The sequence below is a fragment of the Pandoraea commovens genome, assembly GCF_902459615.1.
In the GTDB taxonomy this organism is placed as follows: domain Bacteria; phylum Pseudomonadota; class Gammaproteobacteria; order Burkholderiales; family Burkholderiaceae; genus Pandoraea; species Pandoraea commovens.
In genome coordinates, this window is sequence record NZ_CABPSA010000001.1 from 1333332 (window position 1) to 1359464 (window position 26133).

Below are 26133 nucleotides of genomic sequence, written 5' to 3' on the forward strand. Positions count from 1 at the left end.
CGAACGAAGACAAATCGAAACACAAGGAGATAGCGAACGATGGGTGCGCTGAGTCATATCCGGGTACTGGACCTTTCGCGTGTGCTGGCCGGTCCGTGGGCCACGCAGAATCTGGCCGATCTGGGCGCAGACGTGATCAAGGTGGAGCGTCCCGGCGTGGGCGACGACACCCGCAGTTGGGGCCCGCCCTACCAGCGCGATGCCGATGGCCACGACACGGCCGAAGCCGCCTATTACCTCGCGGCAAACCGCAACAAGCGCTCGCTCACGCTCGACATCTCCCGACCGGAAGGACAGGCCATCGTCAAGGCGCTGGCTGCGCAGAGCGATGTTGTCGTCGAGAACTACAAGGTCGGACAACTGGCCAAGTACGGCCTCGATTACGCCTCGCTCAAAGCGGTCAAGCCGGATCTCGTCTACTGCTCGGTCACCGGCTTCGGGCAGGACGGCCCGTACGCCTCGCGTGCAGGTTACGACTTCATCGTGCAGGGTATCGGCGGTTTCATGAGCATCACCGGCGAGCGCGACGCGCTGCCCGGCGGCGGCCCGCAAAAGGCCGGTGTAGCGATTGCCGATCTGATGACGGGCATGTACGCGAGTCTCGCGATCATGGCCGCCCTCACCCACCGCGACCGCACCGGCGTGGGTCAGTACATCGACATGGCGCTACTCGACACGCAGGTGGCCATGTTGGCGAACATGAACACGAACTATCTGGCCAGCGACAAAGCGCCGGTGCGCTGGGGCAACGCGCATCCGAACATCGTGCCGTATCAGACCTTCCAGACGGGCGACGACGGCTGGATCATCGTCGCGGTCGGCAACGACGGGCAATTCCGCAAGTTCGTGGAGGCCGGTGGCGAGCCAGCGCTGGCCGACGACGAGCGCTTCGCCACCAACCCGTCGCGGGTCCGTCACCGCGAGACGCTAGTGCCGCTGCTCGCGCAAATGGTGCGCAAGTTCGGCAAGGACGTCTGGATCGACAAGCTCGAAGCGTCCGGCGTGCCGTGCGGCCCGATCAACACGCTGCCCGAAGTCTTCGCACACCCGCAGGTCAAGGCGCGTGGCATGGAAGTCGCGTTGCCGCACGCGTCCGGTGGTGTGTCGCGACTGGTCGCGAGCCCCATGAAGATGAGCGAGACGCCCCCGCTCGCGCGCACCGCCCCGCCAACGCTCGGCCAGCATAGCGACGAGATCCTGCGCGAACGGCTCGGCTTTGATGATGTGAAGATCGCAGGCCTGCGTACCGATGGTGTGGTGTGAGACCGACTCAAGCGCCATCCGGGCAGTCTGCCTGATGCAAAAAGGGCCTGTCGCGAATCTCATCGCGACAGGCCCCGTGTTCCGGCGCTACCCACGTTCCACGCCGAGACCCTGACGGACGTCACACCGTCATCGTAGACGTCCCTATTCTTTCCCTGGCGTCACGAATCACTCGTACTGCTTGCCCTCGGCCAGCAGTTCAGGCGTACCGATCACCGTGTTCAGACCGTCGAAATCGAGCATCCGGTCGCGCCATGCCGCCGTCGTGCCCTGCGCGTGCAGATTGGCGTAATAGCCCTGCAACGTATGCGCCACCGCACGCGCGGTGCCACCGGGAAAGATGACGATGCGAAAGCCGATATCCGCGAGTGCCTGCGCACTTTGCACGGGCGTCTTGCCGCCTTCGACCATGTTCGCCAGCAACGGCACACGATGGGCAAAGCGCTCGCAGGCCGCAGTCATCTGCTCGGTCGTGCGCAGCGCTTCGATGAAAAGCGCATCGGCCCCGGCTTCGAGATACAGCTCAGCGCGGTCCAGTGCGGCGTCGAGTCCTTCGACGGCAATCGCATCGGTGCGTGCGAGGATCAGCGTCTCGGCGTCATGCCGTGCATCGACGGCCGCCCGCACCTTGCCCGCCATTTCCTGAGCAGGCACCACGCCCTTGCCATCGAGATGGCCACAACGTTTCGGAAACGTCTGATCCTCCAGTTGGATCATGGCCGCCCCCGCCCGCTCGAAACCACGCACGGTGCGTTTGACATTGAGCGCGTTACCGAAACCGGTATCGGCATCGACGATCACCGGCACCGACACGCGCTCGGCAATCCGTGCAACCGTGTCTTCGACTTCCGGGAACGTGGTCAGACCGATGTCGGAGCGGCCGAGCCGCGTATAGGCAATCGATGCCCCCGAGAGATACAGGGCCTCGAAGCCGGACTGTGCGGCGATGAGGGCAGACAAGGCGTCGTACACGCCGGGCGCCAGCAGCACACCTTGCGAGAGGCGCTGTCGGAGCGACAGTTGGACAGATGACGAAGCCGTCATGAAGAAATCTCCTGAGTGTTCGTGATGGCGGCGAGTGAGCCAATCATCGTATTCGCCGCGATGTAGCCGCCCGCGACGGCCGAGAGCAGGCCATTACCGGACAGGTAGCCCCACACTGCATTGCCCGACACGCCGCGCGCTGCACCGCCTGCGGCGAGCAGGTTGGGCATCGGCGATCCGTCGGGACGCAGCACCCGGCAGGCGGCGTCGATATCGAGTCCGCCCTGCGTATGAAACAGCGCGCCCGTGACCCGAATTGCGTAATACGGCGCGACGAGCGAGCGCCTGAACCGGCGGCCATCGGTGGCATTCACGCCGGGCGCGACGCCGTCCAACGTTTCGCGCAGCGTCGCCACGTCGCAGCCGATGACACTGGCGAGCGCGTCGAGGTCGGCACAGGTCTTGAGCGCACCTGCGGCTTCGGCTTCCTGAAAGTCGGGAAACGTGCGCGCCAGTGCGAGCGTCTGCGCGTCGAACACATTCCAGGCGATGCCATCCGTTTGTGCGAGCACGTGCACGGCCGCTTCCGAGTAGCCGTGCGTTTCGTCATGAAACCGCCGCCCTTCCCGGTTGATCTGCACCCCGCCGTCCATGATGACGGCCCACGAGATCAGCACGCCGTGCGGACTCGCCCACGAGCCGTGCCCCTGATAGCCGCCCAGATCGGCTGTTGCCGCGCCGAGCGCCCGCCCCCAGAGCAAGGCGCTGCCGTCGTTGCCCTCATGGCCGCCGTACACCGCGTGTGCCATTTCGGGCAACAGTTCGGTACGCAACCCGGCATTACCGCCGAAGCCGTTGCAGGCGAGCAGCAGCATGTCGCAGCCGAGGTATTCCATCGCGCCATCCGGACGCACGCAACCAACCGCCTGCACCTTGCCCGACGCATCCACCCACAGCTCGCGCACCAGCGTCTTCGTCATGACGTGAGCGTCGGTTGCCTGCACGGCACGCTCGAGCGCCGCCATCAACGCCGCACCGGTCCGCTCGGGCAGGCTGTGCATGCGCCGCACGCTGTGGCCGGGGTAAAGGAAGCCGTCGAGAATGTCGAACGTCAGCCCGTGGCGCGCGAGCGCATCCATCGCCGGACCGGACGCCTCCGAATACGCCCGTACCAGATGCGCCGCCGCCGTGCCTTCCGTCTTCCCCATGACGTCGGACGCAAACTGCGCAGCGCTGTCATCAATGCCGAGCGCGCGCTGCACCGCGCTGCCCGCCGCCGGAATGAAGCCCGACGACAGTGCCGTCGAGCCTCTGGGAATGGCGTCACGCTCAAGCAGCACGCAGTCGATGCCCGCGTCTTGCAGCACCAGCGCGGCAGTCAGGCCGCATGCGCCTGCCCCCACGATCACCACGCTGATTTGCGGCAGATCGTCCACCGGCGGCCGCCCCTGACGAACGACCGGTGTCGTAGGACCGCTCATGACGCGATGCGGCCTGCAAAGGCCTCGCAGGTCACGATCTCGCCAACGGTGCGCAGGTCGGCCAACGCGGCGTCGTGCGCGGCGACGGTGGGTGCCGCACATCCGTCGGAGAGCACCAGCACGCGGTAGTCGCGCATGTGCGCATCGCGCGCCGTACTCGCCACGCCGCCGTTGGTCACGATGCCGCACACCGCCACCGTGTCGATACCGGCACGTCGCAGCACCCAGTCCAGTTGCGTGTTGAAGAAGGCGGAGTACGCCACCTTCCAGACCGACACGTCGACGTGCTTCGCCAGCGCCGCCACGGTGGCATGACCGTCCGTTCCCGCGACAAAATCGCCACGGCGCAGGAACGGCCGCAATTGCTTCAGATGCGGCGAAATCATCGGCTCGCCGTTCGCGTCCGGCCACAACGTGAACTGGCTAGCCGCGACAAAACCGCCTGCGGCCTTGAGCGATTGCGCGATCGGCCCGACGCGCGCGGGCAACGCTTGCGCTTCAGGTGTTGCGGCACCACCCCGGTCGTACGCACCGCCGGGCGTGATGAAGTCGTTTTGCAGATCGACGATAACGAGTGCCGTGCGCGCCGGGTCGAGCAAAGAGGTTTGACTCATGTCATGGCTCCTGTCGCGGGCATCAGGCGTCGCGCGTGATGAGCAGGTTGCCCAGCGCATCGACGCGCCCGGAGAATCCCGGTTCGAGCCAGATCGTCGTGTCCGACTGTTCGAGAATCGCGGGACCGGCGACGCTCGCATCCACCGGCAGGTCGAGACGCGCATAACGCACCGCATCCCACCACTGTCCGGCGTGATACACGCGCTGGCTGCCGAGCGGCTCGGGCATCGCGTTCGCCTGCGGTGCGAGCACCGCGAGGTCGAACTTCGGACGCACACCGATGCGCGCGTAACGCAGGTTCATGATGCGTACCGGAATGCCGTCGAGCGCACGGCCGAAGGCGTCGCGATAGGCAGTCTCGAAAGCGGCGGCAATGCCGTCCCGATCCAGTCGTTCGCGCGCTACCGGCACGCGCACCGTGTGGCTCTGCCCCACATAGAGCATGTCGAGTTCGATGATCTCGCGCACCGAGTCGAAGCGCACACCGGCCGAATCCAGACGCGCCTGACACGCTTGCGCCAGCCCATCCACACGCTCGGCGAGGTCGTCCGTATCGAGCGCAGCGAGCGGCTGATTGAGCGTCTGCACGCTGTCGTGACGCATGTCCGCGATCACGCAACCGAGCGCAGACGTCACCCCCGGATAACGCGGCACGATGCCGGTGGTCGTGCCGACTTCGCGCATCATCGCGCAGACGTGCAGCGCGCCGCCGCCGCCGAACGGCATGTAAGCGAACTGTCGCGGATCGTGCCCACGCTCGATAGACACAAGACGGATCGCGCCCGCCATCTTGGCATTGGCCACGGTCAGAATCGCTTCCGCAGCGGCATAGGCATCGAGGCCCAGCGGTTTGGCCACGTGCGTATCGATGGCCTGCAAGGCGAGGTTGCCGTCGAGCTTGGCGAGCAATCCGCCGCCCAGCGGACGATCCGCGGCAATCCGGCCGAGCAGCACGTTGGCATCGGTCACGGTCGGGCGCGTGTTGCCTCGTCCGTAGCACGCCGGTCCCGGTACGCTGCCCGCCGACTCCGGACCGACTTGCAACAGCCCGCCCGCGTCGACGGAGGCAATCGAGCCACCGCCCGCGCCGATGGTCTCGATCTGGATCATCGGCGAGCGCACCACCATCCCAAATTCGATGGACGTCTGCGCTGCGAGCGAGGCCTCACCGTTCGCAACCAGCGAGACGTCGAACGACGTGCCGCCCATGTCGCCTGTCACCACGTTCGCGAAGCCCGCCGAACGCGCGATGGCCGCGCACGCGATCACACCAGCCGCCGGGCCGGAGAGCGCCGTGCGCACCGGCACGTCGCAGGCCGTCTGGCGCGACATGATGCCGCCGTTGCTTTGCACGACGAGCAGTTCCCCGCCGAAGCCACGCGCCTTCAGGTCGCTCTCCAGACGCGTCAGATAGCTGCCCACCACCGGTTGCAGCGAGGCGTTAAGCGTGGCTGTCGAGCAACGCTCGAACTCGCGAATTTCCGGCAGCACTTCGGTGGCCGCCGTTACATTGCCGTTCGGCCAGAGCGCGCGCACCGCTGCGACCGCGCGTTGTTCGTTGACGGGATTGGCGTACGCGTTGACGAAGAAGACACACACGGCGTCGCAGCCCGCTTCGAGCAAGGCGCGCGCCGCCGCTTCGACCTGCGCGATGTCGACGTCGGTGTGCACTGTGCCATCGGCCAGCACGCGCTCGTCGACTTCAAGACGCAGATTGCGCGGCACGATCGGTGTGAAATTGCCGCGTAACCCCCAGGTGGCGGGACGGTCGCGGCGGCGCATCTCCAGCACGTCGCGAAAGCCCGACGTCGTGATGATCCCGGTGCGCGCCACCTTGCGCTCCAGCAGCGCATTCGTGCCGACGGTCGTGCCGTGCACGATGGTCGCGATGGCCGCAGCCCCGCGCCCTTGCGTATCGACACGCTCGATGCCGTTCATGAAACCGCGCGCTTCTTCGCCGCGTGTGGAGGGCACCTTGACGATGCGCGCCACACCGGCCGCTTCGTCGAGGACGAACAAGTCGGTGAAAGTGCCGCCCACGTCGACGCCGACAATCGTTGCTGCTTCGCTCATGCCTGTTGCTCCTTCTTGGTCGCGCCGCGCTCACCTTGCACGGTGGCTTGTGTCGTCACGTAGCCCATCTCACGGTCGTGCGCGCGGGCCGCTTCGTCGCGCTGCGCCGGTGCCCCATACCCCCCGCCGCCCGGCGTCTCCAGTCGTACCCGCTCACCCTTCGTCAGCTTGATGCCGAGCATCTTCGAAGCCATCGGCGGCGTGTGCCATTGCCCTTCGTTCTGGTAGCGGAAGACGTTCGGCACCGATGCTTCGCCACCCGCGATCCCTTGCGGCGCGGAACGGCCACGCTCGCCGAACACGAACGCTTCCGCACTGTCTTCGAGCAACTCGATTTCGTAGATGGCACCCAGACCGCCGCGATGCGCGCCGTCGCCCGCCGAATCGGGGCGCAGCGCCCATTGCGTAAAGCGCACCGGATACGCTGCTTCGAGAATCTCCACGGGCGGAATCGTCGCCGTCGAGATCGGCGCGTTACCGTGCGACAGGCCATCGCCGTCGATATGCCCGCCGTGACCGCCGCCGAAGAAGCTGAACATCACCCAGCGCTGGCCGCGTCGCGCTTCGTCGGTGCGATACCCGGCAATCGACAAGGCGTTGATCGTGCCGTACGCCTGCCCCATCGCGCGCTCGGGTGCGGCTTTCGCCATCGCGCAGAAGATCACGTCGATCATGCGCAGAATGGTTTCGGTGTAACCACCGACCGGACGCGGACGTTGCGCCGAGATCAGCAACCCTTCGGGTAGCGCGAAGCGCACCGCGTCGAGCACACCGGCGTTGGCCGGGACATCCGGGAACAGGTGCTTGAGCGCGACGTAGCAAGCGGCAATGGCAGTAGCGCGCGAGATGTTGACCGGTCCCATGCACGCGGGGGACGTGCCGGTGAAATCAAGCGTGAGCAAGTCGCCTTCGACGCGCATGCGCAGCGCAATCGTGAGCGGCTCGTCGCGCACACCGTCGTTATCCAGCGTGTCCTCATAGACGTACTCACCGTCGGGCAGCGCCGCCACGTGGGTGCGCATCAGCTTGACGGCACGCTCGCGCAACTGACCGAGCGCGTCCTGCACCGTGCCGTCGCCGTACTCGTCGAGCAGATCCGACAGACGACGTCCACCGAGTTCGAGCGCCGCGAGTTGACCGTTCAGATCGCCCCACAGGCTGTCGGGCAGACGCGTGTTGGCCTTGAGAATGGCGAGCACGTCGAGATCGAGTTCACCGCGTCGCACGATGCGCACCGGCGGGATCTGCACGGCCTCCTGCCAGCATTCGGTCGCGGCCGGGTTGTAGTTGCCGGGCACCGCGCCGCCCACGTCGTGCCAGTGCGCCGCCGAGGCAAGGAAGCAGTACAGCTTGCCGTTGCGGAACACCGGACGCACGAGTTTGAAGTCGTTGGCGTGCGTGCCGCCTTCGTACGGGTCGTTGAAGAGCCACACGTCGCCCTCGACCATGCCGCCGCGCTCGGACGCTGCGCGTGCGGCCGCCTGTACGGCGAACGCCATCGCGCCGACGAATACGGGCAGGCCCGACTTGCCTTGCACGAGGGTTGCGCCGGTGGTGGCGTCGTAGATGCCGTGGCAGGCGTCGTGCGCCTCGGCAATGATCGGGTTGAATGCGCTGCGGTAGAGCGTCGCGTCCATTTCGTCGGCGATCTGCTCCAGCCGGCCTTTCAGGACCGCCAGCGTGACGGGATCTAGCATGAAGAAACTCCGTGAGATGTCGATGGGGATGCCGTACTGCGCTGCTTGAGCAGATTGAGCAGGCCACCGGCGTCGACCATATCGAGGAGGAACCCCGGTACAGTCTCGCAAGTCAGCCGGCTGCCATCGGCCTGTTCGACGTAACCGTCGCGCGGCGCGAGCGTGAGGGCTTCGCCCTCGGCAATGCGCTGTGCGTCGGCGCAGGTCAGCAGCAGCAACCCCACGTTGAAGGCGTTGCGAAAATAAAGGCCATTGAACGACGGCGCGATCACCGCGCGCACGCCGAGATGCACGAGCGCGGCAGCCGCCTGTTCGCGTGACGACCCGATGCCGAAGTTGGGACCAGCGACGAGAACATCGCCCGGACGCACATCGGCTGCGAACTCGGGACGCACGCGGTGCAGGCAATGGCGGGCGATTTCGTCGATGCCGAACTTCATGTAGGCACCGGGTGCGAGCGCGTCGGTGTCGATGTCGGCACCGACGCGCCACGCTCGGCCGGAAGAAGACGTTGGCGTTGTCATGTCAGAAGTGAGGAAGTCGAGGAATCGTCGATGAGTCGGACAGGCGCTCAGGCGAGCAGTCCGCGCGGGTCGGCGATACGCCCGGTAAGCGCGGCCGCAGCCACGGCGTATGGCGAACCGAGGTAGACCTGCGCCGTCTCTGCCCCCATGCGGCCGCGGAAATTGCGTGCGGTGCTCGACAGCACCGTCGCCCCTTCGGGGATCGAGCCGCCATAGCCCGCACATGCGCCGCAGGTGTTGGCGAGCACTTGTGCACCAGCGTCGACCAGCACGTCCATCACGCCCTCACGCGCGGCCTGCGCCTGATCGCGCGCCGAGGCCGGGGCCACGACAAAGCGCATGCCGTCGGCGACGCGGCGTCCCTTGAGCACACGCGCCGCTGCGCGCAGGTCTTCGAGCTTCGCGCCGGTGCATGCGCCGAGATAAGCGACGTCCACCGTCACGTCGGCAAATTCGTCGATGGCGCGCGTGTTGGCCGGGCTGTGCGGGGCGGCGACCTGCGGGGCGAGCGTGCTCGCGTCGAAGGTATGCATTTCAGCGTGCGCACCGGCATCGCTCTGCCAGCGGTCGACGTCGATAGGATCGGTCACGCCCACCGCGCGCAGATACTCAACGGTCGTGGTATCCGGTGCGATCAGACCGACTTGCGAACCGAGTTCGGCGCTCATGTTCGAGAGCGTCATGCGCTCCTGCATCGACAGGGCGCGCACCGCTTCGCCGCAGAACTCGATGGCCTGATAGCGTCCGCCGTTCATACCGAAGCGACCGATCATGTGCAGCATCATGTCCTTGGCGGTCACACCGTCGGCGAGCTTGCCGTCCCAGCGCATCTGAATCGTGTCGGGTACTTTCACCCAGATTTCACCGGACACCGCCACGCCCAGCATTTCCGTGCTGCCGATGCCGAACATGTACGCGCCGAACGCACCGCCCGTGGGCGAATGCGAATCGCCGCCGACACAGAACATGCCTGGACGCAGATGACCGTGTTCGGGCACGACCACGTGGCAGATGCCTACTGAGTCGTAGACGTTGGGCAGTTGTTGCGCACTCGCCCAGTCGCGGGCGATGCGCACGATACGGCGCGATTCGTCGTCGGTTTCCGGCACGTAGTGATCGATCACGAGCACGACTTTGGACTTGTCCCACAGTTGCGCGCCGAGCGATTCGAGCATCGGCTGCAAGCGGCGGGGACCGCTGGAATCGTGGAACATGGCGAGGTCGACGCCGCACGTGACGATCTCGCCCACGGCGACTTCGTCCCGGCCACACGCCGCTGCCAGCAGCTTTTGCGTCAGAGTTTGAGGCACAGTCATTCCCTTACATTCCGAGGTAGGCCCGGCGCAGATCGCTGCTGGCGAGCAATTCTGCGCAGGTGCCGCGATGGCGGATCGCACCGTTTTCGAGGACATAGCCGCGCTGACCGGTCTCCAGCGACTGGCCGACGTTCTGCTCCACCAGCAGGATCGACAGGCCCTCGCGTTGCAGACGCGAGATCAGCGAAAACAGCTCTTCCACCATGAGCGGCGAGAGGCCGAGCGACGGCTCGTCAAGGATCAGCAGACGGGGTTCGGCCATCAGACCGCGTCCGATCGCGAGCATCTGCTGTTCGCCGCCGGACATCGTCCCCGCTGCCTGATCGATGCGCTCGCGAAGACGCGGAAACAGGTCGAGCATGCGCTCGAGCCCCTGCTCGCGCGACGCGCGACCACGTGCGAACGCGCCCAGCGCCAGGTTTTCCCGCACGCTAAGGTTCGGGAAGATGCGACGCCCTTCCGGCACTTGAATCAGCCCGGCTTTGACGACGTCGCGGTAATGGCGGCCGGTGAGATCGTGACCGTCGAAGCGCACGCGTCCCGACCACACAGGATTGATGCCGGAGAGCGTGTTGTTCAGCGTGGACTTGCCCGCGCCGTTGCTGCCGAGCAGCACCACGATCTCGCCTTCGCCGACCGTCAGATCGACGCCACGCAGCACTTCCACGCGGCCATAGCCGGTATGCAGGCCTTCCACCTCGAGCAGATGGCTCATTGCACACCTCCCATCGCCATCGGCGCACCCGACTGAGCGGCGAGCCGCGCGGCGGTGCCATGCCCCAGATAGGCTTCGATCACAACCGGGTCGGACGTCACTTCACGCGGCGTGCCTGCCGCAATCAACCTGCCCTGCGCCAGGACCCACACGTGTTCGGCCAGACTCATGACGGCGCGCATCACATGCTCGATCATCAGCACCGTCACACCGCTGTCCGCGATCTCGCGCACGACCGGAATGACTTCATCGATCTCGCTCGGGTTCAGGCCCGCGAGCACTTCGTCGAGCAACAAGAGACGGGGTTTGGTCGCTAGTGCGCGGGCCAGTTCTAGACGCTTGCGCCCGCACACGGTCAGGTCCGCCGCTGGCTTGTCGAGCTGCGCTTGCAGATTGGTGCGCAGCGCGACTTCCTCGGCCTCGCGCAACGCAGCCCGACGGTCACGCTGGTGCAGATGCGCGCCAACGGCAATGTTCTCGCGCACCGTCTGCGCGCCGAACGGCTGCACGATCTGGAACGTACGCGTCAGCCCCTGACGCGCCGTGTCGTACGGTGCCTGACCGGTGATGTCGCGCCCCTGAAATTCGACGCGGCCGGCCGTGGGCGTGAGAAAGCCTGAGAGCAGACCGAAGAGCGTGGTCTTGCCTGCGCCGTTCGGACCCACGAGCGCCGTGAGCGTACCGGCCTTGACGTCGAGACTGACGTCCTGCACGGCCTTGAGACCGCCAAACGTGATGGACAAGCCATCGGCCCTCAACAAAATGTCAGACACGGGCCTTCTCCTCGCGCGACGTCGTCGGCTGCGCGCCATGCGCGGCGCGGCTCTTCCCATCCATGCCCAGCAAGCGGCGCACCGACGCGCCTGCGCCCGTGATGCCACGCGGCAGGAACATGACAATCAGGATCAGCACGGCGCCGTAGATCACCATCGACAGGCCGGGCAGTTCGCCGAACAGGTTGCGAGTGAACTCGCCGAGGGTGTACAACACGGCCGCACCGAAGACCGGGCCCCAGAGCGTGCCCATGCCCCCCACGATCACGCCAACGAGCGCCTCGACCGAAATCGTCGAACCGAAAGCGATCCCAGCATCGATGTACTGGAACATTTGCACGTAGCACATACCCGCCGCACTCATGAACGCGCCCGAGAGCGCAATCGCGCCAAGCTTCACACGCAACGGATTCACGCCGACGGCGCGTGCCGCGTTCTCGTTGTCGCGCACCGCTTGCAACCATGCACCAAAGCGCGAATGACGCAGCCAGGCGGTGACCAGCAAGGCCGCCATCACGAACACGAGCAGCAGCGCTGCGTAGCCGCGCGGCGAGGCGAACTGAAGATTGCCCGGGCTTTGGCGCAGCGGCACCATCAGACCGACGCCTGCGCCAGTAAACGGCAGCGACACGGCCAGAATGCGGAACACCTCGGCGAACGCCAGCGTGACGAGCGCGAAGTACGAACCCTTCAGGCCGTAGCGGAACGTCACGGCACCGAGCAATACGGCGACTACCGTGCCCGCCGCAATCGCGAACGGCATGGCGAGCCACGGGTTCCAGCCCCATTGCAATTGCGCGATCGCCTGCGCATAAGCGCCGACGCCGAAGAACAGCGCGTGGCCGAACGACAACTGCCCGCCGAACCCGCCGAGAATGTTCCACGACTGGGAAAGCAGCACGGTGTAGAACGTCATCATGAGGAACGACAACCACACGCCAGATTGGAGCGTGAACAGCAACGCTGTCATCACGACACCGAACAACACGATCATCCGAATATCTTTCATTTTTTTCTCCCGCCGTCTTCCGTCAGGCGCGTGCGCCGAAGAGCCCCTGCGGGCGCAGCAGCACGACGATGATGAAGATGGCGAAGATGCCCATCTGGCCGAGCGAATCGCCCAGCCACAGGCCACCCAGCGACTCGACCACACCGATGAGCAGACCGCCCACGAGCGCGCCGACGAAACTTCCCATGCCCCCGAGCACAACGATCGTGAACGCCACCAGCACGAAGCCGCCGCCGACCTGCGGATTGACGTAATACGTGGGCAACAGGAAGCACGCGGCAGCGCCCACACAGGCCATGCCGATGCCGAACGAAAGCGCGTACACGCGTTCCACATCGATGCCCATGAGCTTCGCGCCGTGTTTCTCCTTCGCGACTGCGCGAATCGCGCGTCCCAGATCCGTCGAGCGCATGATCCAGAACAGCACGGCGGCAGCGGCAAGCGCTCCGCCGAACGCGATCAGCTTGGGCAACGCGAGCATGACCGGGCCGATGTCGACGGTAGCCAGCGTGTACGGCGTATCGATCGTGTGCGTATCCGACTTGAACACCACCAGCGCAAGGTTCTCCAGCACGATGGCCAGCCCCAGCGTGACGAGCAGAATGTTCTCGTCCTTGCCGTGGCTGGCGCGCTCGATCACCACGCGTTGCAGTGCGTAGCCGAGCGCGAACATGCCCAGCGTGACGAACGGCAGCGCGACGTACGGATCGATGCCGAGCTTCTCGCGAAGCAGCCAGACGGCGTACAGCGCCACCATCAACGCCGCACCGTGCGCGAAGTTGATGATGTGCAGCACGCCATAGACCAGCGTCAGGCCGAGCGCGATGAGCGCGTAGACCGCGCCCGTCGTGAGCCCGTTGAGCACGGCTGAGAGCAGAATGACCGGATCTAACATTGCGTCAGGCCTTGAGCGGGAAGACCGGTGCGACCTGGCGATAGGTGTCCGGCAGAATCACTTTGATGTCGCCGCCCGAGACCTGCGTGAGCAGCGGCTGCGCGCCCGTGTTCTGACCGTTCACGAACTTGGTCGGACCGTACGGCATGATGTGATCCTTGAACGTGCTCGACGCGAGCGCCGCCGTGATGGCTGCGCGGTCGACCGATTTGGCGCGCTCGATGGCGTCGGCCAGCAGCATCATGGCCGTGTACGTCATGAACACTTCGTAACTGAAGTAAGCGCCCTTCGCTTCCACGCGCTTCTTGAGCGACGCCACGCGCGGGTCTTTCGGGTTGAACCAGTGATTGCAGTCGATGATGCCGTCGGCGATATCCGGGAATTCCTTCAGGAATTTGTAGCTCGACGCCGCGCCGCCCAGCACCGAGTAGATCGCCTTCGGGCGCACCTTCTGCTGCTTCATCGCACGCAGCAGCAGCGCGTATTCGTTGTAGTAATTCGCCGGAATCACGATGTCCGGGTTGACCGAGCGCATGCGCAGCACGATGTTGTTGAAGTCGCGCGTGGGGTTCGCGTGCTTGATGACTTCCTTGATCTCGAAGCCTCGCGCGGGCAATTCCTTTTGCAGCAGCGCCGCTGTGCCGGTGCCGAAGAGCGACTCCTCGTGCACGATCATGACGGTCTTCGCTGGCTTGCCTGCGGCGTTATTCAACGCGGCAAGGTCGTCGACGGCGCGCAGCGAGCACATGCGGTAGCCGGGACCGAAGCGGAACGTGTTGGTCAGGCCTCGCTCGACGATCTGGTCGGCTACACCGACATCCACCACGTGCGGCAGGCCATACTTCGCGGCGGTTTGCGTCGTTGCCAGACAGATGGCCGAGGCGTAGGCACCGAGAATTGCCGACACACCGGCTTCGTTCATCTTCTCGACTTCGGCCGAACCGGCTTCGGGGCGCGATTGTGCGTCGCCGAGCATGGCTTCGATGGGTGCACCGCCGAGCGACTTGATGCCGCCCGCCGCGTTGATGTCGTCGATGGCGAGCAGCGCGCCCAGACGGCATTGCTGTCCCGAATAGGCGAGTGCACCGGTGACGGGGTGAAGCACGCCGATCTTGACCGGCTTGCCGGCAGCACGCGCGAGCCACGGGGTGCTGGTGGAGGCAGCGGCGAGCGCGGCCATGGCGGTGGACTGACGCAGAAACGTGCGACGCGAACTCATGAATGATTCTCCGGACGTGTTCAGTGGAATTGGGCGGACAGTTCTTCGCTGACCCAGACCTTGGCGTCGATGTCGCCGACGCGCGAGAGTTGAAGCTGGTACTGGTAGCGATCTGGGCGATACAGGCCTTGCAGCAGTTGCACCGGACGGTCGGCAACGTCGCGCACGAGACGCGTGACCGCGAGCAGCGCGGAGCCGACGGCAATATCGAGATGGCGCGCCACGACGGCATCGGCCAGACGCGCGGAAATGGTTTGCGTCGCCCCGCCCAGCTCGACGCCCGCTTCTTCGAGCAGCATCAGCAGCGGTTTGCGTTCGAGTTCTTCGCGACGGATTTGCGCGATGTCCTGCGGCACGTGCGTGGTGATGTACGACAGCGGCCCGGCTTGCGTGCTGCGCACACGAATGCTCTTGTAGACAGGGGCACCGGGCGCGAGCGTCAGCGCATCGGCGACCGCGTCGCTCGCGCCGACGACCGACGATTCGAGCACAGCGACACTCGTGCGCAGACCCATGTTGACGATGTTTTCGAGCAGGCCCGTGAGGTGCGCCTTTTCCCGGGAAATGCCGGGCATCTTGCCTCCACCGGTGCGCTGACCGGCATGCAGCGGCCAGGTGCCGAGTCCCGGGCGACGCACGACGAGACCGTCGGCCACAAGCATTTCCATCGCTTTGCGGATCGTAATGCGCGCAACGCTGAACTGATCGGCTAGCAGATGCTCGCCGGGCACACCGTCCTGATCGAAGCGCCCCTCCTGCAATTGTTCACGCAGCACGAGGTAGATCTGGTGGTATTTCGGAAGCGGAAGTGGGGTATCCATGCGGCGATTCTGGAAGTGTCATAATGTCCGGTCAATAGAACAAAGGTACAGACAAAATGTCCTATCGGGAAAACACCTAAGCGGCTCGGGATATTTGTTTGATCGCCTGCAAACTCAGGTACAGCAAGGGTTTCAAGGTTGCGGCGCAGCATTTTTGGATGCTGCGCCGCTTCGTTTTTGACCGTTTAGAAACGGTGACGCAGACCGATGTAGTAGCTCATCTGGTTATCGAAACCGTTGAGCTTCACACCGTTGCCGCCGGTCCAGTTAGTGGTCGTGGTGCCGAACAGACCGCTCCAGCCGCCGTCGACGCGCTCGTAGGCGGTGGCGAAGTAGACGTCGGTTCGCTTCGAGAGGAAGTAATCGATGACGCCGTAGAGCGTCTGGCGCTTGCCGCTGAAATTGACCGCCGTGGTGTTGTTGTACATATAGGCGGCGATGAATTGCCACGACGGGCTGAGCAGATAGGTCGCACCGAGTGTGAAGAACTGATCGCGTCGAGCGGCGGAGAACACTGAGCCGATGGCGGCTACGGTGGTGGGTGTGGCGGCCGTGCTCATGTTGGTGATCGACGCGTAGTCGACACCGCCGTTGGTCACGTCGAAGCCGGGATCGCGCTGGCTTTGCAGGTAGTCCGCATGAAACTTCCATTGACCGTAGCTGACTTTGCCGCCGAGCGACCACGTCTTCGCGGTGCGGCTTTGCGAGTCGTGCGTCTGCTGCAACTGGCCGGTGAAGACGTTGCCGTTTTGCTCCCACGACACACCACCCGATGCGGATGAACGCGCGGAGCCTTGCCCGGCGATGCCACCGAACGCGTATTGCAGGTTCACGCCGAACGGGCCGAACTTCTTCGTCCAGGTGAGTGCGTTGTTGTAGCGCTGACCTGTCAGGAAGACGAGCCACGAGTTCGTGGGCGGTGCACCGATGAAGATCGGATCGACCATCGAAATGGCGACGACGGCCCCGGTGTATTGACGCCCGAACGCGAGTTCACCCCATCCGCCTTGCAGCGCGACGAACGCCTGACGTCCGAAGAGTTGACCTTGCTGATCGAAGGTGCCGGCTTGCGAGTTGAAGCCGTTCTCGAGCACGAAGCGGGCTTTCATCCCGCCGCCGAGGTCTTCGATGCCTTGCAGACCAAAGCGGCTGGCGGAGAGGAAGCCTTCTCCGGCCTGATTGACGGAGTAGATGCGTCCGCCAGTGGGGCTGGCGTGGTTTTGCGAGACGATGGCCGATTCGATCAGGCCGTAGAGCGTGACGCTCGACTGGGCGTGCGCGGGTGCAGCGACACTTGCGAGGAGTAGAGCAACACTGGCGGCACTGGCCGCACCGGCAGCACCAGTGAAAGGCAGCAGTTTTGACGTTTTGCGCGAGGAGTGCGTCATGAGGTTGGGCGTCTTTCTTGTTGTTGAGGAAAACAGCGCCCCACGACGCCGTGCGTCGACCGTTGCGACGAGTCCGGTGTTGCTTTGGACTCGCTCGCGTCACGTATCGAATCGCGAGGGCGCACGACGCCGCGGCGCGCTCACGAGTGGCGCGTCGTCCGGCATGGGGCGAATGGGGTGAGCGCGGCGGCGTCGGATGCGATTTGTCACAAAGGATGAACGTGACAAACGCGGTGAACGCACGCACGCGCCGAGAGGCGGCGAGTTACTCGCGCAGCACGCGATGAACGCGCTGTGCCGCTCGCATACGGGCGGACGTCAGCATAGGCAGGGAGGAACGAGTCATCATGGCGACGACTCTAGGAGGGCCAATTTGTAGCGTCAATGGAACAAATGCCAATCCCGGTTGTTCTATCGGGAAATTCCTGAGACATCGTCAGCGCGGCGTTTTGCTCGATGGAAATGCGTAGATAGGCCGTCAATCTTGTGGGAGTTGGATCAAGTTTCGATGGGAGTGATCCGACCCGGCCGCGTAGGCGAGCATCGAATAGGCTCGCAGGGAATTCGGATTCGCGGCACAACCACCCTTTGCCCGGGATCTCCTTCGCACTCACTTCATTCGAAGGTCTCCCGAATTACGTAACGTCTTGCGATCACGCCTCACTCGCTCCAATATCGGCGACGAATGACCGTGATCCTCATCAGTCATTCCTGTCCCCAGCCAATACGCGTATTTCGGCCAGTTTTTGCAAAGTGCGAGAATCGCCTCCTCCGTCGCACGTTGACGTCCCTCATAAATGCTGCGCCAGGTCTGCGCTTGCAGTCCACTCAGCTCCTCTAGCGCCTTGAACCTGCGATGGCGCGGGACAACCGTGTCGACGATCTCTTTGATTCTGTCGCGAATATCGACCTCCTTAAAGCCACAAGATTGGGATGCCGAGCGCAATGACCGTACTCGCGTGAGTCGCAAAGCAAGCGAACGCACCACGGCGACTCGGATTCTTCGAAAGAGGCGGTACGTGCTCTGGCATGGATGGGCCAAGCCCACGTGACCAAGTCGTTAGCTCCCGGGGAAATCCGGATGAAAAAAAGGCCCCGGTTGAAATACACCGGGGCCAAGACTTTCTCCGCGATGACGCATGACAGAGGAGGATCTGCCATGCAGGAACCGAGTGTAGTGAACGATGCCGCCTTTGGGAGGGAGTGGGTCGATCTGGGATGGGTCAGGTGGAGGCCGCAGTCACGCGATTCGACCGCCACATGGGCGCTCCGGCGCTTCATGCGATGCCGAATGCGAAGCGCGGCGAATTCGAAAATTCGGAAAATAACCAAATGGCGGCGGCCCAACGAGCCAAGCGGCAGCATTAACCGTAGCCACCCCGCTCCCGGTAGTGCGCAAAGATCGCCGGCAGCGGCGCCTTGACCGACACCATATCCAGCCTCCTTCAGCCGGCACCTCAATTTCGCGTGCCCATGTGGATGCCTGCGCCTTCGCCCGAAACGATTTTGCTATACTCTTGCCCTCACGTCGTACCTGCAAGAACGATGCTATTGCGTCCCGCAGGATCACATCCAGTCTCTCCCTGTAGTTCAGTTAATAGAATGACAAGATAAATAACTGATTCTCAAGGGAATTCGAATTTGCTGTAGCAAATTTGTAGCACTTGTAATGCGCGGCGGGTTGTGTATACGGCTGTGGAAATGGCTTTGTTTTTGGGGCTGAATCTTCCATATTTGGGCGCTCGAAATCCAGAATTTATGAGCATTTTGCCCCGCCTTCCCGAGCGCCAAATCTCAGACGTTTCCTTATTGGTTTAACCGTTGGAGCAAACCAAAAGCGCGCGGCATACGCACTAGCTCTCCGAGCACTCAAATCGTTGGTGCAGCAATACAGATATGCCGAACAAGGTTGGGCTGCGCATTGTTCGCCTCGCGGAGAGCAAGTGGCGGTGGACTTTCCCGAGCACCCAACGCGTCACGGATGGCATCCCTTTCCGGCCAGAAGCGGACCTTCAATGTGCGGGATGCTAAAGGCCACTTTCTGCCCGGAAGCGCCCCCCCTGCGCCAACGCGTCTTTGCCTCCTGAAGTCACCGCCATCGTCGTCGTGTTGCTGCCATCCGTGTGCACAAAGCCCTTGTGGTCGGCCCACTCCTGAATCAGCGTGCCGTCCGGGATGGGCTGACCACTACAAAGCGCATCAGTAAGTCTTTTGGTACGTGGTAGATTAGTGCACCTAACTTATACAATCTCGGTTTATGGCAACTGCAACCATTGTCCCTTCGCTCTCCTCTTGTCTTGGCAGAATGTGCCCGGGTGAGAAGCGCCTTGCCGAACGACTGGAACAGAAGCTAGATGACGATTACAAAGTTTGGTACGACGTACGAATCGCCTCGCTCGACAAATATCCGGACTTTGTAATCCTGCACCCATCACATGGGTTGCTTGTGCTCGAAGTGAAGGATTGGCGACCAAGCACCATCAATGTTGCAACGCCAGGCGATTGGATCATCCACGGTGATTTTGGTCCGAAAGAGGTCACCAATCCGCTTGAACAGGCCAGGCGCTACGTTACGGGTATCATCCGCGCCCTTGAGCGCGATCCGCAGCTTGTGAATTCGCTGGGGCACCCGCATCAAGGGAAGCTGCGGTTTCCGTGGGCGTACGGTGTGGTGTTTCCGTTCATGACGCGTAAGCAGTTCGTGGAAGGGCAGTTGGATAATGCGATTCCGCCGGAACGTGTGATCTGCTCCGATGAGATGACTGAATCGGTGGATGCAGAGCGTTTTCAGGAACGCCTGTGGAACATGTTCTCGTATCGGTTTCGAGATAAGTTGACCCTGCCGCAGATCGACCGGGTGCGCTGGATTCTCTTTCCAGAAATTCGCGTCTCGTCCAAGCAGCAGGAGCTGTTTGGCGATGAGCCTGAGTTGCCAGATATTATGGCAGTGATGGACATGCAGCAGGAGCAGCTCGCACGAAGCTTGGGGGACGGTCACCGCGTTATCCACGGCGTGGCAGGATCGGGCAAGACGATGATTCTTGGTTACCGTGCCGAGTACCTCGCGGGTGCGTCTGAGAAGCCCGTTCTGATTCTGTGTTTCAGTGAGCCGTTGTCCAAGCGTTTGAAAAGCTGGATGGAGGCCAAGGGCCTGTCGGAGAAGGTATCCGTTCGCCACTTCCACGGCTGGTGCTTCGATCAACTAAAGACCTACAACCAGCCTCGTCCCAGTGCGGAAGGAGAGGCATTCTTTCCAGCGTTAGTCCAGCGCGTGATCGACAGTGTCGACCGTGGACATATCCCAAGCAATCAGTATGGCGCCGTGTTGATTGATGAAGGGCACGATTTTGAGCCGGATTGGTTTAAGCTCGTGGTGCAGATGGTATCGCCCGAGAGCAATCACCTGTTGGTTCTGTATGACGATGCGCAGTCGATCTTCAAGCGGTCAAGCCACCGGGGTTTCAGCTTCAAGAGTGTCGGAGTGCAGGCTCAGGGGCGCACGACGATTCTTAAGATCAACTACCGCAATACCCGGCAGATTCTCGAACTGGCAGCGCTGATTGCCAAGGACATCCTAGACCCGAAGGCCACCGATGACGATGGCGTGCCGCTGATTCGTCCGGTTAGCTGTGGACGTGACGGGCCCAATCCACAGCTCATCAAGCTGCCATCCATCAAAGACGAGGCGGTTGAGATCGCTCGCTGTTTGGCGCAAGCTCATCAACAAGGGGTTGCCTGGCAGGACATGGCAATCGTCTATCGCACCTGGTCGGTAGGGCAGACCTGTGTCGATTCATTGGTTCGATCCAAAATTCCATACCAATGGCAGCAACGTGACAAGAAGTCCTATTCACCGACTGCCGATGCGGTGACGGTGCTGACCATGCATGCCAGCAAGGGACTCGAATACCCCTTTGTTGCGATCCCTGGGGTGGGGTTGCTGTCGGCTGAAGCAGCCGATCTCGAACAGGAGGCGCGGCTGTTCTATATTGCAGCGACGCGGGCCACACATCAACTGGTGGTGACGGGCAGCGGCGAGTCCCTGTTCATGAAGAAGCTGTTTCCAGCAGCCCCACAACCCACCGCGAACTGAAAGGCCGTATGGATCAACGTGTTCGTCCAACAATTCGCAGGCAGGATCTTGACCAGGTGAAAGGGATTGTCCGAAGGCTGACTACCCGAAAACGCCCAGAGCGCCACAAAAGCCGGTGGGTAGCACGTGTGGAGAATGCCGAGAAGCTGGTCCGCACCCTAGGCGTGATTGGCCTGCTTGAATGCGTGGTGCTCGCTATCGTGAGCCGCATCTTCGAGAGCCCTGCGCTGGCCCAAACCGTCCTTGCCATGAGCATACTGGTCACGCTGCTCGGAATTGCCTTGCTCATTTCCCCCGTCGTGCTCTCCGTCCCGTTCTTTCGAGCGTTGTACCGAACGCCGTTCTCGCCTTTGCTCGATTCATTAGATGACGACATGGCATTGGACCTGCCGATGGTACTGGAGTTGACGGAGTGTGACGGTGAGGCTGTCGAGTATGTGCTTGCGCACTACCGACATCAGCGCAACGCATTTGAGAAGCGAGGGATGATGCTGGCGGGGGCGTTGGACAAAATTGGCTTCTTCCCCGCCCTTGTTGCCTTTGCAATGCTCATGATCCCGGCATGGGGGCATCTTGATGCATGGGTACAGAGCTTTGCGTTGCTTGTGCCAGCGTTCCACTTTCTGAATCTGCTCGGCTATGGGCTGACGCAAGAAATGGATCGTACGATTGCGTTGCTCGAGTACAGCCTCACTGCTCGCAAGCGAGCCGACGGTTAAGCCGAGAAATTGGGATGCCAAGCGCAATGACCTCACTCGCGTGAGTCGCAAAGCAGGCGAGCGAGCCATCACGACTCGGAAGCTTCGAATTTAATGTCAGAAACTAGAGTATAATATCTGACAAAATGGACCTCATCGATGACTAAGCTACCCGAAACCATTCGCCTGCACGCCAGCTCGCTTTCTGAGGGCAGCGTCCTGTCGCCTAAGGAATTCCTGCATTTGGGAAGTCGAGCGGCTATTGATCAAGCGTTTTCGCGTCTTACGAAATCTGGCGAGCTTCTTCGGGTGGCCCGTGGCGTGTACGTTTCACCGATTTCGGGTAGGTTTGGCACTCGCCCACCGGCACCCGAAAAGGTTGTACGTGCGTTCGCGGAGAAGTCTGGCGAAGTCGTGGTGTCTCACGGCGCAAATTCGGCAAATGCCCTCGGATTGACGCAGCAGGTCCCCACTCGGGAGGTATTTCTATCGTCAGGGCGAAGCCGAACGCTTCGGCTCGGGCGGTCGGTGGTAGCAATAAAGCATGCACCTCAATGGATGCTTGCGCTGGGAAGCGGGTCAGCAGGAGATGCGGTACGCGCACTGGCATGGATGGGCCAAGCCCACGTGACCAAGTCGTTAAGCGCGCTCCATAAGCGATTGTCGGCAGACGACTGGAACACGCTCACATCTGCACGCGCGGCCCTTCCATCTTGGATGGCAAAGGCAATAGGACAGGAATCGTTGCGTGGCTGAGTATTACTTTGATCTCAGCACGGACGAGCAATACGAAGCCTTAGTCTTTTCCAGCGCGCAGACCGGCAGGCCCCCTCATCTGTTGGAAAAGGACGTATGGGTGGTGTGGGTCTTGCGCGCGCTGTTCACGTCGGCGTTAGCAACGGACCTCACCTTCAAGGGTGGAACATCTCTATCCAAGGCCTACAAACTCATTGATCGCTTCTCCGAAGACGTTGACCTCACTTACGACATCCGCCGCTTGATCCCGGATCTGGTCCCTGAGGGCACATCGCTGCCATCAAGCCGCAGCCAGTCCAGCAAATGGACGGCCGCCGTCCGGCGCGCACTTCCTACGTGGATCAATGAACAGGTGCTCCCTGTTATCAGCGACGGCCTCACCCGCGAAGGACTCGACGCAACGGTCGGACTTGCCGAAGACTGCACGGACACCGTTTTGCTCCGTTACCCGGCGCTTGCAAGCGGAACGGGGTATGTCGCCCCAGTCGTCAGACTGGAATTCGGCGGACGCGCGACCGGAGAGCCCCACGCCGAAATGCCCGTGCGGTGCGACATGGACGGGATTTTGGATAGCGTCTCATTCCCTGATGCAACCCCACTCGTCATGAACTTGTCCCGGACGTTCTGGGAAAAAGCAACCGCTGCCCACGTCTATTGCGCGCAAGGAAGAATCCGAGGCGAGCGCTATGCGCGCCACTGGCACGACTTGATGTCGATTGCCGCCAGCAATCAATTCGATAACGTTCTTGCGGACATGGGTGTCGCGTCGATGGTGGCTGAGCACAAGTCCTGCTTCTTCATCGAGAAAGACAGCGATGGAAACGTGATTGATTATCAACAGGCCGTGTCAGGAGGTCTGCGAATCGTGCCGGAAGGGCCAGCAAGGGACGCGCTTTGGACGGACTACAGCGCCATGATTGAAGACGACGTTCTGGTCGAAAGCAACGTGACGTTCGACGAGTTGATGCTTAGATGCGGGACCATTCAGGACATTCTGAATCGCACTGCTGCGGACACATACGCAGCCTGAGTACGAAAAACGCTTCGAGTAGACGGCCGAGAACTTTGCGTAACCTCAATACCGGCACGCAAATAGCGCTTGCGGGGGAAATATCCTTACCTTCGCCTAAGACCAATCCGAATTCCTGCCCATCGCACATAATTTGCCGCCCGCGTTCTTGTTGCCTGCGTGCGGTCTCTGTAAGCTTGTTCTCGTCACGTCCCAAACGTGACCGGGCGTAGCGGCCCATTAGTTCTGTGTGGGCACACAGCCGCAGTGCATCGCGGCTTCGTGTGCACCCTCACGCATGCCTAATCAATGGGCAGGCCTGGGCAGGGACACCTTCGGGTGTGCCGCCTCAGAACTGCGGTCCGCTACCCCAGTCCAGTGCCTGCCCGCCCCCTCTCGTCTAACGAGGGGCAGGATTGAAACGGTTAGCATGAGGACACAGCATGACCCCTCTCGTATCTACTCCCAATCCGGTTCGCGACTCCCTCGACAAGTTGCACTGCCTTTCCGAACGACTCGTCGCGCTTTGCATGGTCGCGGCCAATCAAGAAAGTGCGGAAGCCATTCCCTCAGAATTCACCAGCGCATACTTCGAGCAGTTGGGCGACCTCGCTGACGAGGTTCTCGATGTCACGCAGCAGTTAGATGACGATCTGAGTTTTGCAGGAAACGCACCGCTCCTGCTTTCTTGAAGTCGTTACGCTTCACTACGCACTTGATGCCTCTCATTGCGAGAGGCATTTTGTTTTCTGCGCCGACAAATGCGGCACGATGCGCTGCCGCCCCACGAACGCAACAGCAACCGAATAGCGGTCCCGAGGGTTCGCGATACTTCTAACCCGCAGTTTGCCAGGAGCCGATGAACGATCTTGCTGTTTTCCTTAGCGGCTCAACCGCGTAGAACGCTGATGGGATGAAGTACCAAGCAGCGTTCGCCGTACACCTTCCAACGTAAAGCGACGACATCAAGTAGAACAACTTCCAGTCGCCCCCAGCACCGAATCGGCATAGCACACCGCAACGCGATGTTGGGGACACTTTCATGAAACGTCAACGCGGCTCACGCCGCTGCATCCAACGGTTTAGCACCTTGGCTGCGACTACCCAGCCTTCCGATGATTGTTTAAGTCCCGAGCCATCTGCTCCAGCGCGGGCGAGATGTGCCCGCTGGCCTCGTCAGTTTGTCCCGTCATCAACCAGTACGCAAACTGAGGCCAGACTTTTCCAATTGCTTCAAACATTTCGGAAGTCGGTCGCTGAAGATCGCGGGCGACGTTCTGCCATCGCTTCGACGGAACACCCGTGAAGTCCTCCATGTCCCGCCAACATCGGTCAGGGGCGGTGACATGCGCGATCAACTCGCAGATACGTTCACGCATATCGGAATTTCCCCAAATACGTTTCAGACATGAAAACCTACACTTTAGACGTGTCTAGTTCATAGACATCGGTAGCACGGCCCACGTGCCTACCGTTCACTCGCAAGCGGAGACCTTATGACCAGCAAGCAAAAGCTCATCATCATCGACGTCACGCGACTCGAAGGCATCTCAAGCAAGACCGGCCGTCCATACGACATGCGCACCGCACAGTGCGTGCTCTACCAATCGACAAGCGAAGGCGATCAAGCCGTCGTTGGGCGCGTCATGCTGCCCGACGGTCTCAAAGAAACGACCAAAGGCGAATACCTCGCAGAATTCGCCTTCACACAGTCGATGGATGGTCACCTAGTGCCGCGCATTGTAGCGCTGCACCCCTACGCAAGTAATACACGCCCCACCGCTTCCAGCAAGGCAACCGCGTGAAGTTGTTCAGATCGCGCTGCGCCTTCGCATAGACGAGCGCTCCTCGCCTCACACATCCGGCCCCCCGCCAGATTTTTCACACCTTCATAACGCTTCGCCGTGATGGATATCGGGGGTTGCGATGTTTCAGCAGTTGTCACACAGCCGACTCGGCGGTTCATGCCCAGCACGCCGCAAATCAAGGCGTCTGCGACGCTCTCGTCCGACTTTGCGTCGGTCGTTGCGAAAGATGCGCCTCAAGTTGCCGCTTCGACGTCTGATCGGGTTTGGGAGGGGCATCGTTTGGACGCGTCCGAACGGCGATCAATTTTTATGCAAGACCCCGCGCTCGCTCGTGGCCCGAATCTTGGGCTACGACGGCTATATGCGTTCCGCGCCGGTTCACTCAGCTACGCGCAAGCGGCGCAGCCGCAAGGCCTACGCATGACAAGCCACAGCATCCGTGTGCTTGCCTGCAAGCCCGCTCATTCGCCAGACACGGCAACTGCAATTGGCCGCGAACTCTGCCCTCCCAAGAACGGGCAGCAGTTCGCGATGGTCTCCGTCGATCCGACGACGGGTTTCAATCACATGCCCGCCACCTCTCTCGACGCAAGCCAATTGGCGGGCTTCTGGACATTGGCATTCACAACCGTCGTCGGACTTTGGTTCGTGAGTGCCCATGTAGGCGCACTGCTCGGTTTCATCCGCCGAGGGTGAGCCAGCGCGCCGGGCGCTTCCCGGCATTTCAACTTGAGGAAACACCTATGAAGAAGGCACTTCAACGACTCCAATCGATCAGCGCGCAAGCAAGCATCGGCGTCGCCCTGGCTACTGCATCCTGCTTTGCTAATGCAGCGGGAGAGGCCTCTGGCCCGGACCTTTCCTCGCTGACGTCCGGCATCAGCATGGGTTCGACGTCCACTGCAATCCTTGCCGTCGCATTGGCACTGGCCACGGTGTACGGCACGCTGCGCGGCGCGAAGATCGTCCTCTCAGTAATCAAGGGGTAAGCACCAC

23 protein-coding genes are annotated in these 26133 nt (G+C 62.3%); 9 read left to right on the forward strand and 14 right to left on the reverse strand.

Features of this window, described 5'->3' with window-relative positions; translation table 11 throughout:
- The first annotated feature begins 39 nt into the window (after positions 1-39).
- The gene (locus PCO31010_RS05820) at positions 40-1263 is read left to right on the forward strand and encodes a CaiB/BaiF CoA transferase family protein (RefSeq protein WP_150663344.1); all 1224 of its coding nucleotides are present in this window, start codon (positions 40-42) and stop codon (positions 1261-1263) included.
- Positions 1264-1431: 168 nt separating this feature from the next.
- On the opposite strand, the gene PCO31010_RS05825 is transcribed toward PCO31010_RS05820, so the two are convergent.
- The 14 genes from PCO31010_RS05825 to PCO31010_RS05890 form a co-directional block, all read right to left on the reverse strand.
- On the reverse strand, positions 1432-2307 hold the full coding sequence (locus PCO31010_RS05825) for an isocitrate lyase/PEP mutase family protein (protein WP_150663345.1): 876 nt from the start codon (positions 2305-2307) through the stop codon (positions 1432-1434).
- Positions 2304-3728 carry an FAD-dependent oxidoreductase gene (locus tag PCO31010_RS05830; RefSeq protein WP_150663346.1) on the reverse strand — a complete coding sequence of 475 codons (1425 nt, stop codon included), beginning with the start codon at positions 3726-3728 and terminating at the stop codon, positions 2304-2306. The genes PCO31010_RS05825 and PCO31010_RS05830 overlap by 4 nt, the downstream gene beginning before the upstream one ends.
- Complete coding sequence (locus PCO31010_RS05835) at positions 3725-4342, reverse strand: cysteine hydrolase family protein (protein WP_150663347.1); 618 nt, start codon at positions 4340-4342, stop codon at positions 3725-3727. The genes PCO31010_RS05830 and PCO31010_RS05835 overlap by 4 nt, the downstream gene beginning before the upstream one ends.
- Positions 4343-4364: 22 nt before the next feature.
- Positions 4365-6416, reverse strand: a complete 2052-nt coding sequence (locus tag PCO31010_RS05840) for a hydantoinase/oxoprolinase family protein (protein ID WP_150663348.1) — start codon at positions 6414-6416, stop codon at positions 4365-4367.
- On the reverse strand, positions 6413-8113 hold the full coding sequence (locus PCO31010_RS05845) for a hydantoinase B/oxoprolinase family protein (protein ID WP_150663349.1): 1701 nt from the start codon (positions 8111-8113) through the stop codon (positions 6413-6415). The genes PCO31010_RS05840 and PCO31010_RS05845 overlap by 4 nt, the downstream gene beginning before the upstream one ends.
- Positions 8107-8637 carry a LeuD/DmdB family oxidoreductase small subunit gene (locus PCO31010_RS05850; protein WP_150663350.1) on the reverse strand — a complete coding sequence of 177 codons (531 nt, stop codon included), beginning with the start codon at positions 8635-8637 and terminating at the stop codon, positions 8107-8109. Before PCO31010_RS05850 ends, PCO31010_RS05845 begins: the two co-directional genes overlap by 7 nt.
- Positions 8638-8684: 47 nt before the next feature.
- Positions 8685-9953 carry a 3-isopropylmalate dehydratase large subunit gene (locus PCO31010_RS05855; RefSeq protein ID WP_150663351.1) on the reverse strand — a complete coding sequence of 423 codons (1269 nt, stop codon included), beginning with the start codon at positions 9951-9953 and terminating at the stop codon, positions 8685-8687.
- 4 nt (positions 9954-9957) lie between these two features.
- On the reverse strand, positions 9958-10668 hold the full coding sequence (locus PCO31010_RS05860; protein WP_150663352.1) for an ABC transporter ATP-binding protein: 711 nt from the start codon (positions 10666-10668) through the stop codon (positions 9958-9960).
- Positions 10665-11441: an ABC transporter ATP-binding protein gene (locus PCO31010_RS05865; RefSeq protein ID WP_150663353.1), complete on the reverse strand. Its 777-nt coding sequence runs from the start codon at positions 11439-11441 to the stop codon at positions 10665-10667. The genes PCO31010_RS05860 and PCO31010_RS05865 overlap by 4 nt, the downstream gene beginning before the upstream one ends.
- Positions 11434-12450, reverse strand: a complete 1017-nt coding sequence (locus tag PCO31010_RS05870) for a branched-chain amino acid ABC transporter permease (RefSeq protein WP_150663354.1) — start codon at positions 12448-12450, stop codon at positions 11434-11436. Before PCO31010_RS05870 ends, PCO31010_RS05865 begins: the two co-directional genes overlap by 8 nt.
- 22 nt (positions 12451-12472) lie before the next feature.
- Positions 12473-13345 carry a branched-chain amino acid ABC transporter permease gene (locus PCO31010_RS05875; RefSeq protein ID WP_150663355.1) on the reverse strand — a complete coding sequence of 291 codons (873 nt, stop codon included), beginning with the start codon at positions 13343-13345 and terminating at the stop codon, positions 12473-12475.
- Positions 13346-13349: 4 nt separating this feature from the next.
- Entirely contained in the window at positions 13350-14564 is a 1215-nt protein-coding gene (locus PCO31010_RS05880) for an ABC transporter substrate-binding protein (protein ID WP_150663356.1), read from the reverse strand.
- A 20-nt stretch (positions 14565-14584) separates the two neighbouring features.
- Positions 14585-15385, reverse strand: coding sequence for a GntR family transcriptional regulator (locus tag PCO31010_RS05885; protein WP_150663357.1), 801 nt, complete (start codon positions 15383-15385; stop codon positions 14585-14587).
- Positions 15386-15570: 185 nt separating this feature from the next.
- Entirely contained in the window at positions 15571-16773 is a 1203-nt protein-coding gene (locus PCO31010_RS05890; protein WP_150663358.1) for a porin, read from the reverse strand.
- Positions 16774-19030: 2257 nt separating this feature from the next.
- Here PCO31010_RS05890 and PCO31010_RS05895 point away from each other — a divergent pair.
- The 8 genes from PCO31010_RS05895 to PCO31010_RS05930 all read left to right on the forward strand — a co-directional run bounded on the left by PCO31010_RS05895 (position 19031) and on the right by PCO31010_RS05930 (position 26126).
- A complete protein-coding gene (locus tag PCO31010_RS05895; protein ID WP_246184455.1) occupies positions 19031-20866 on the forward strand; it encodes a 3'-5' exonuclease in 1836 nt (611 codons plus the stop codon).
- A gap of 8 nt (positions 20867-20874) precedes the next feature.
- Entirely contained in the window at positions 20875-21585 is a 711-nt protein-coding gene (locus tag PCO31010_RS05900; protein ID WP_150663359.1) for a hypothetical protein, read from the forward strand.
- 138 nt (positions 21586-21723) lie between these two features.
- Positions 21724-22320 carry a DUF6088 family protein gene (locus tag PCO31010_RS26905; RefSeq protein WP_150663360.1) on the forward strand — a complete coding sequence of 199 codons (597 nt, stop codon included), beginning with the start codon at positions 21724-21726 and terminating at the stop codon, positions 22318-22320.
- On the forward strand, positions 22313-23350 hold the full coding sequence (locus PCO31010_RS05910) for a nucleotidyl transferase AbiEii/AbiGii toxin family protein (protein WP_150663361.1): 1038 nt from the start codon (positions 22313-22315) through the stop codon (positions 23348-23350). Before PCO31010_RS26905 ends, PCO31010_RS05910 begins: the two co-directional genes overlap by 8 nt.
- 422 nt (positions 23351-23772) lie before the next feature.
- Complete coding sequence (locus PCO31010_RS05915; RefSeq protein ID WP_150663362.1) at positions 23773-24021, forward strand: hypothetical protein; 249 nt, start codon at positions 23773-23775, stop codon at positions 24019-24021.
- A gap of 804 nt (positions 24022-24825) precedes the next feature.
- Positions 24826-25134 (forward strand): cellulose synthase, encoded by a 309-nt coding sequence (locus PCO31010_RS05920; RefSeq protein WP_150663363.1) that lies wholly within the window; start codon positions 24826-24828, stop codon positions 25132-25134.
- A 159-nt stretch (positions 25135-25293) separates the two neighbouring features.
- Entirely contained in the window at positions 25294-25833 is a 540-nt protein-coding gene (locus PCO31010_RS05925) for a hypothetical protein (RefSeq protein ID WP_150663364.1), read from the forward strand.
- Between the two features lie 47 nt (positions 25834-25880).
- On the forward strand, positions 25881-26126 hold the full coding sequence (locus PCO31010_RS05930; RefSeq protein WP_150663365.1) for a hypothetical protein: 246 nt from the start codon (positions 25881-25883) through the stop codon (positions 26124-26126).
- Positions 26127-26133: the final 7 nt, after the last annotated feature.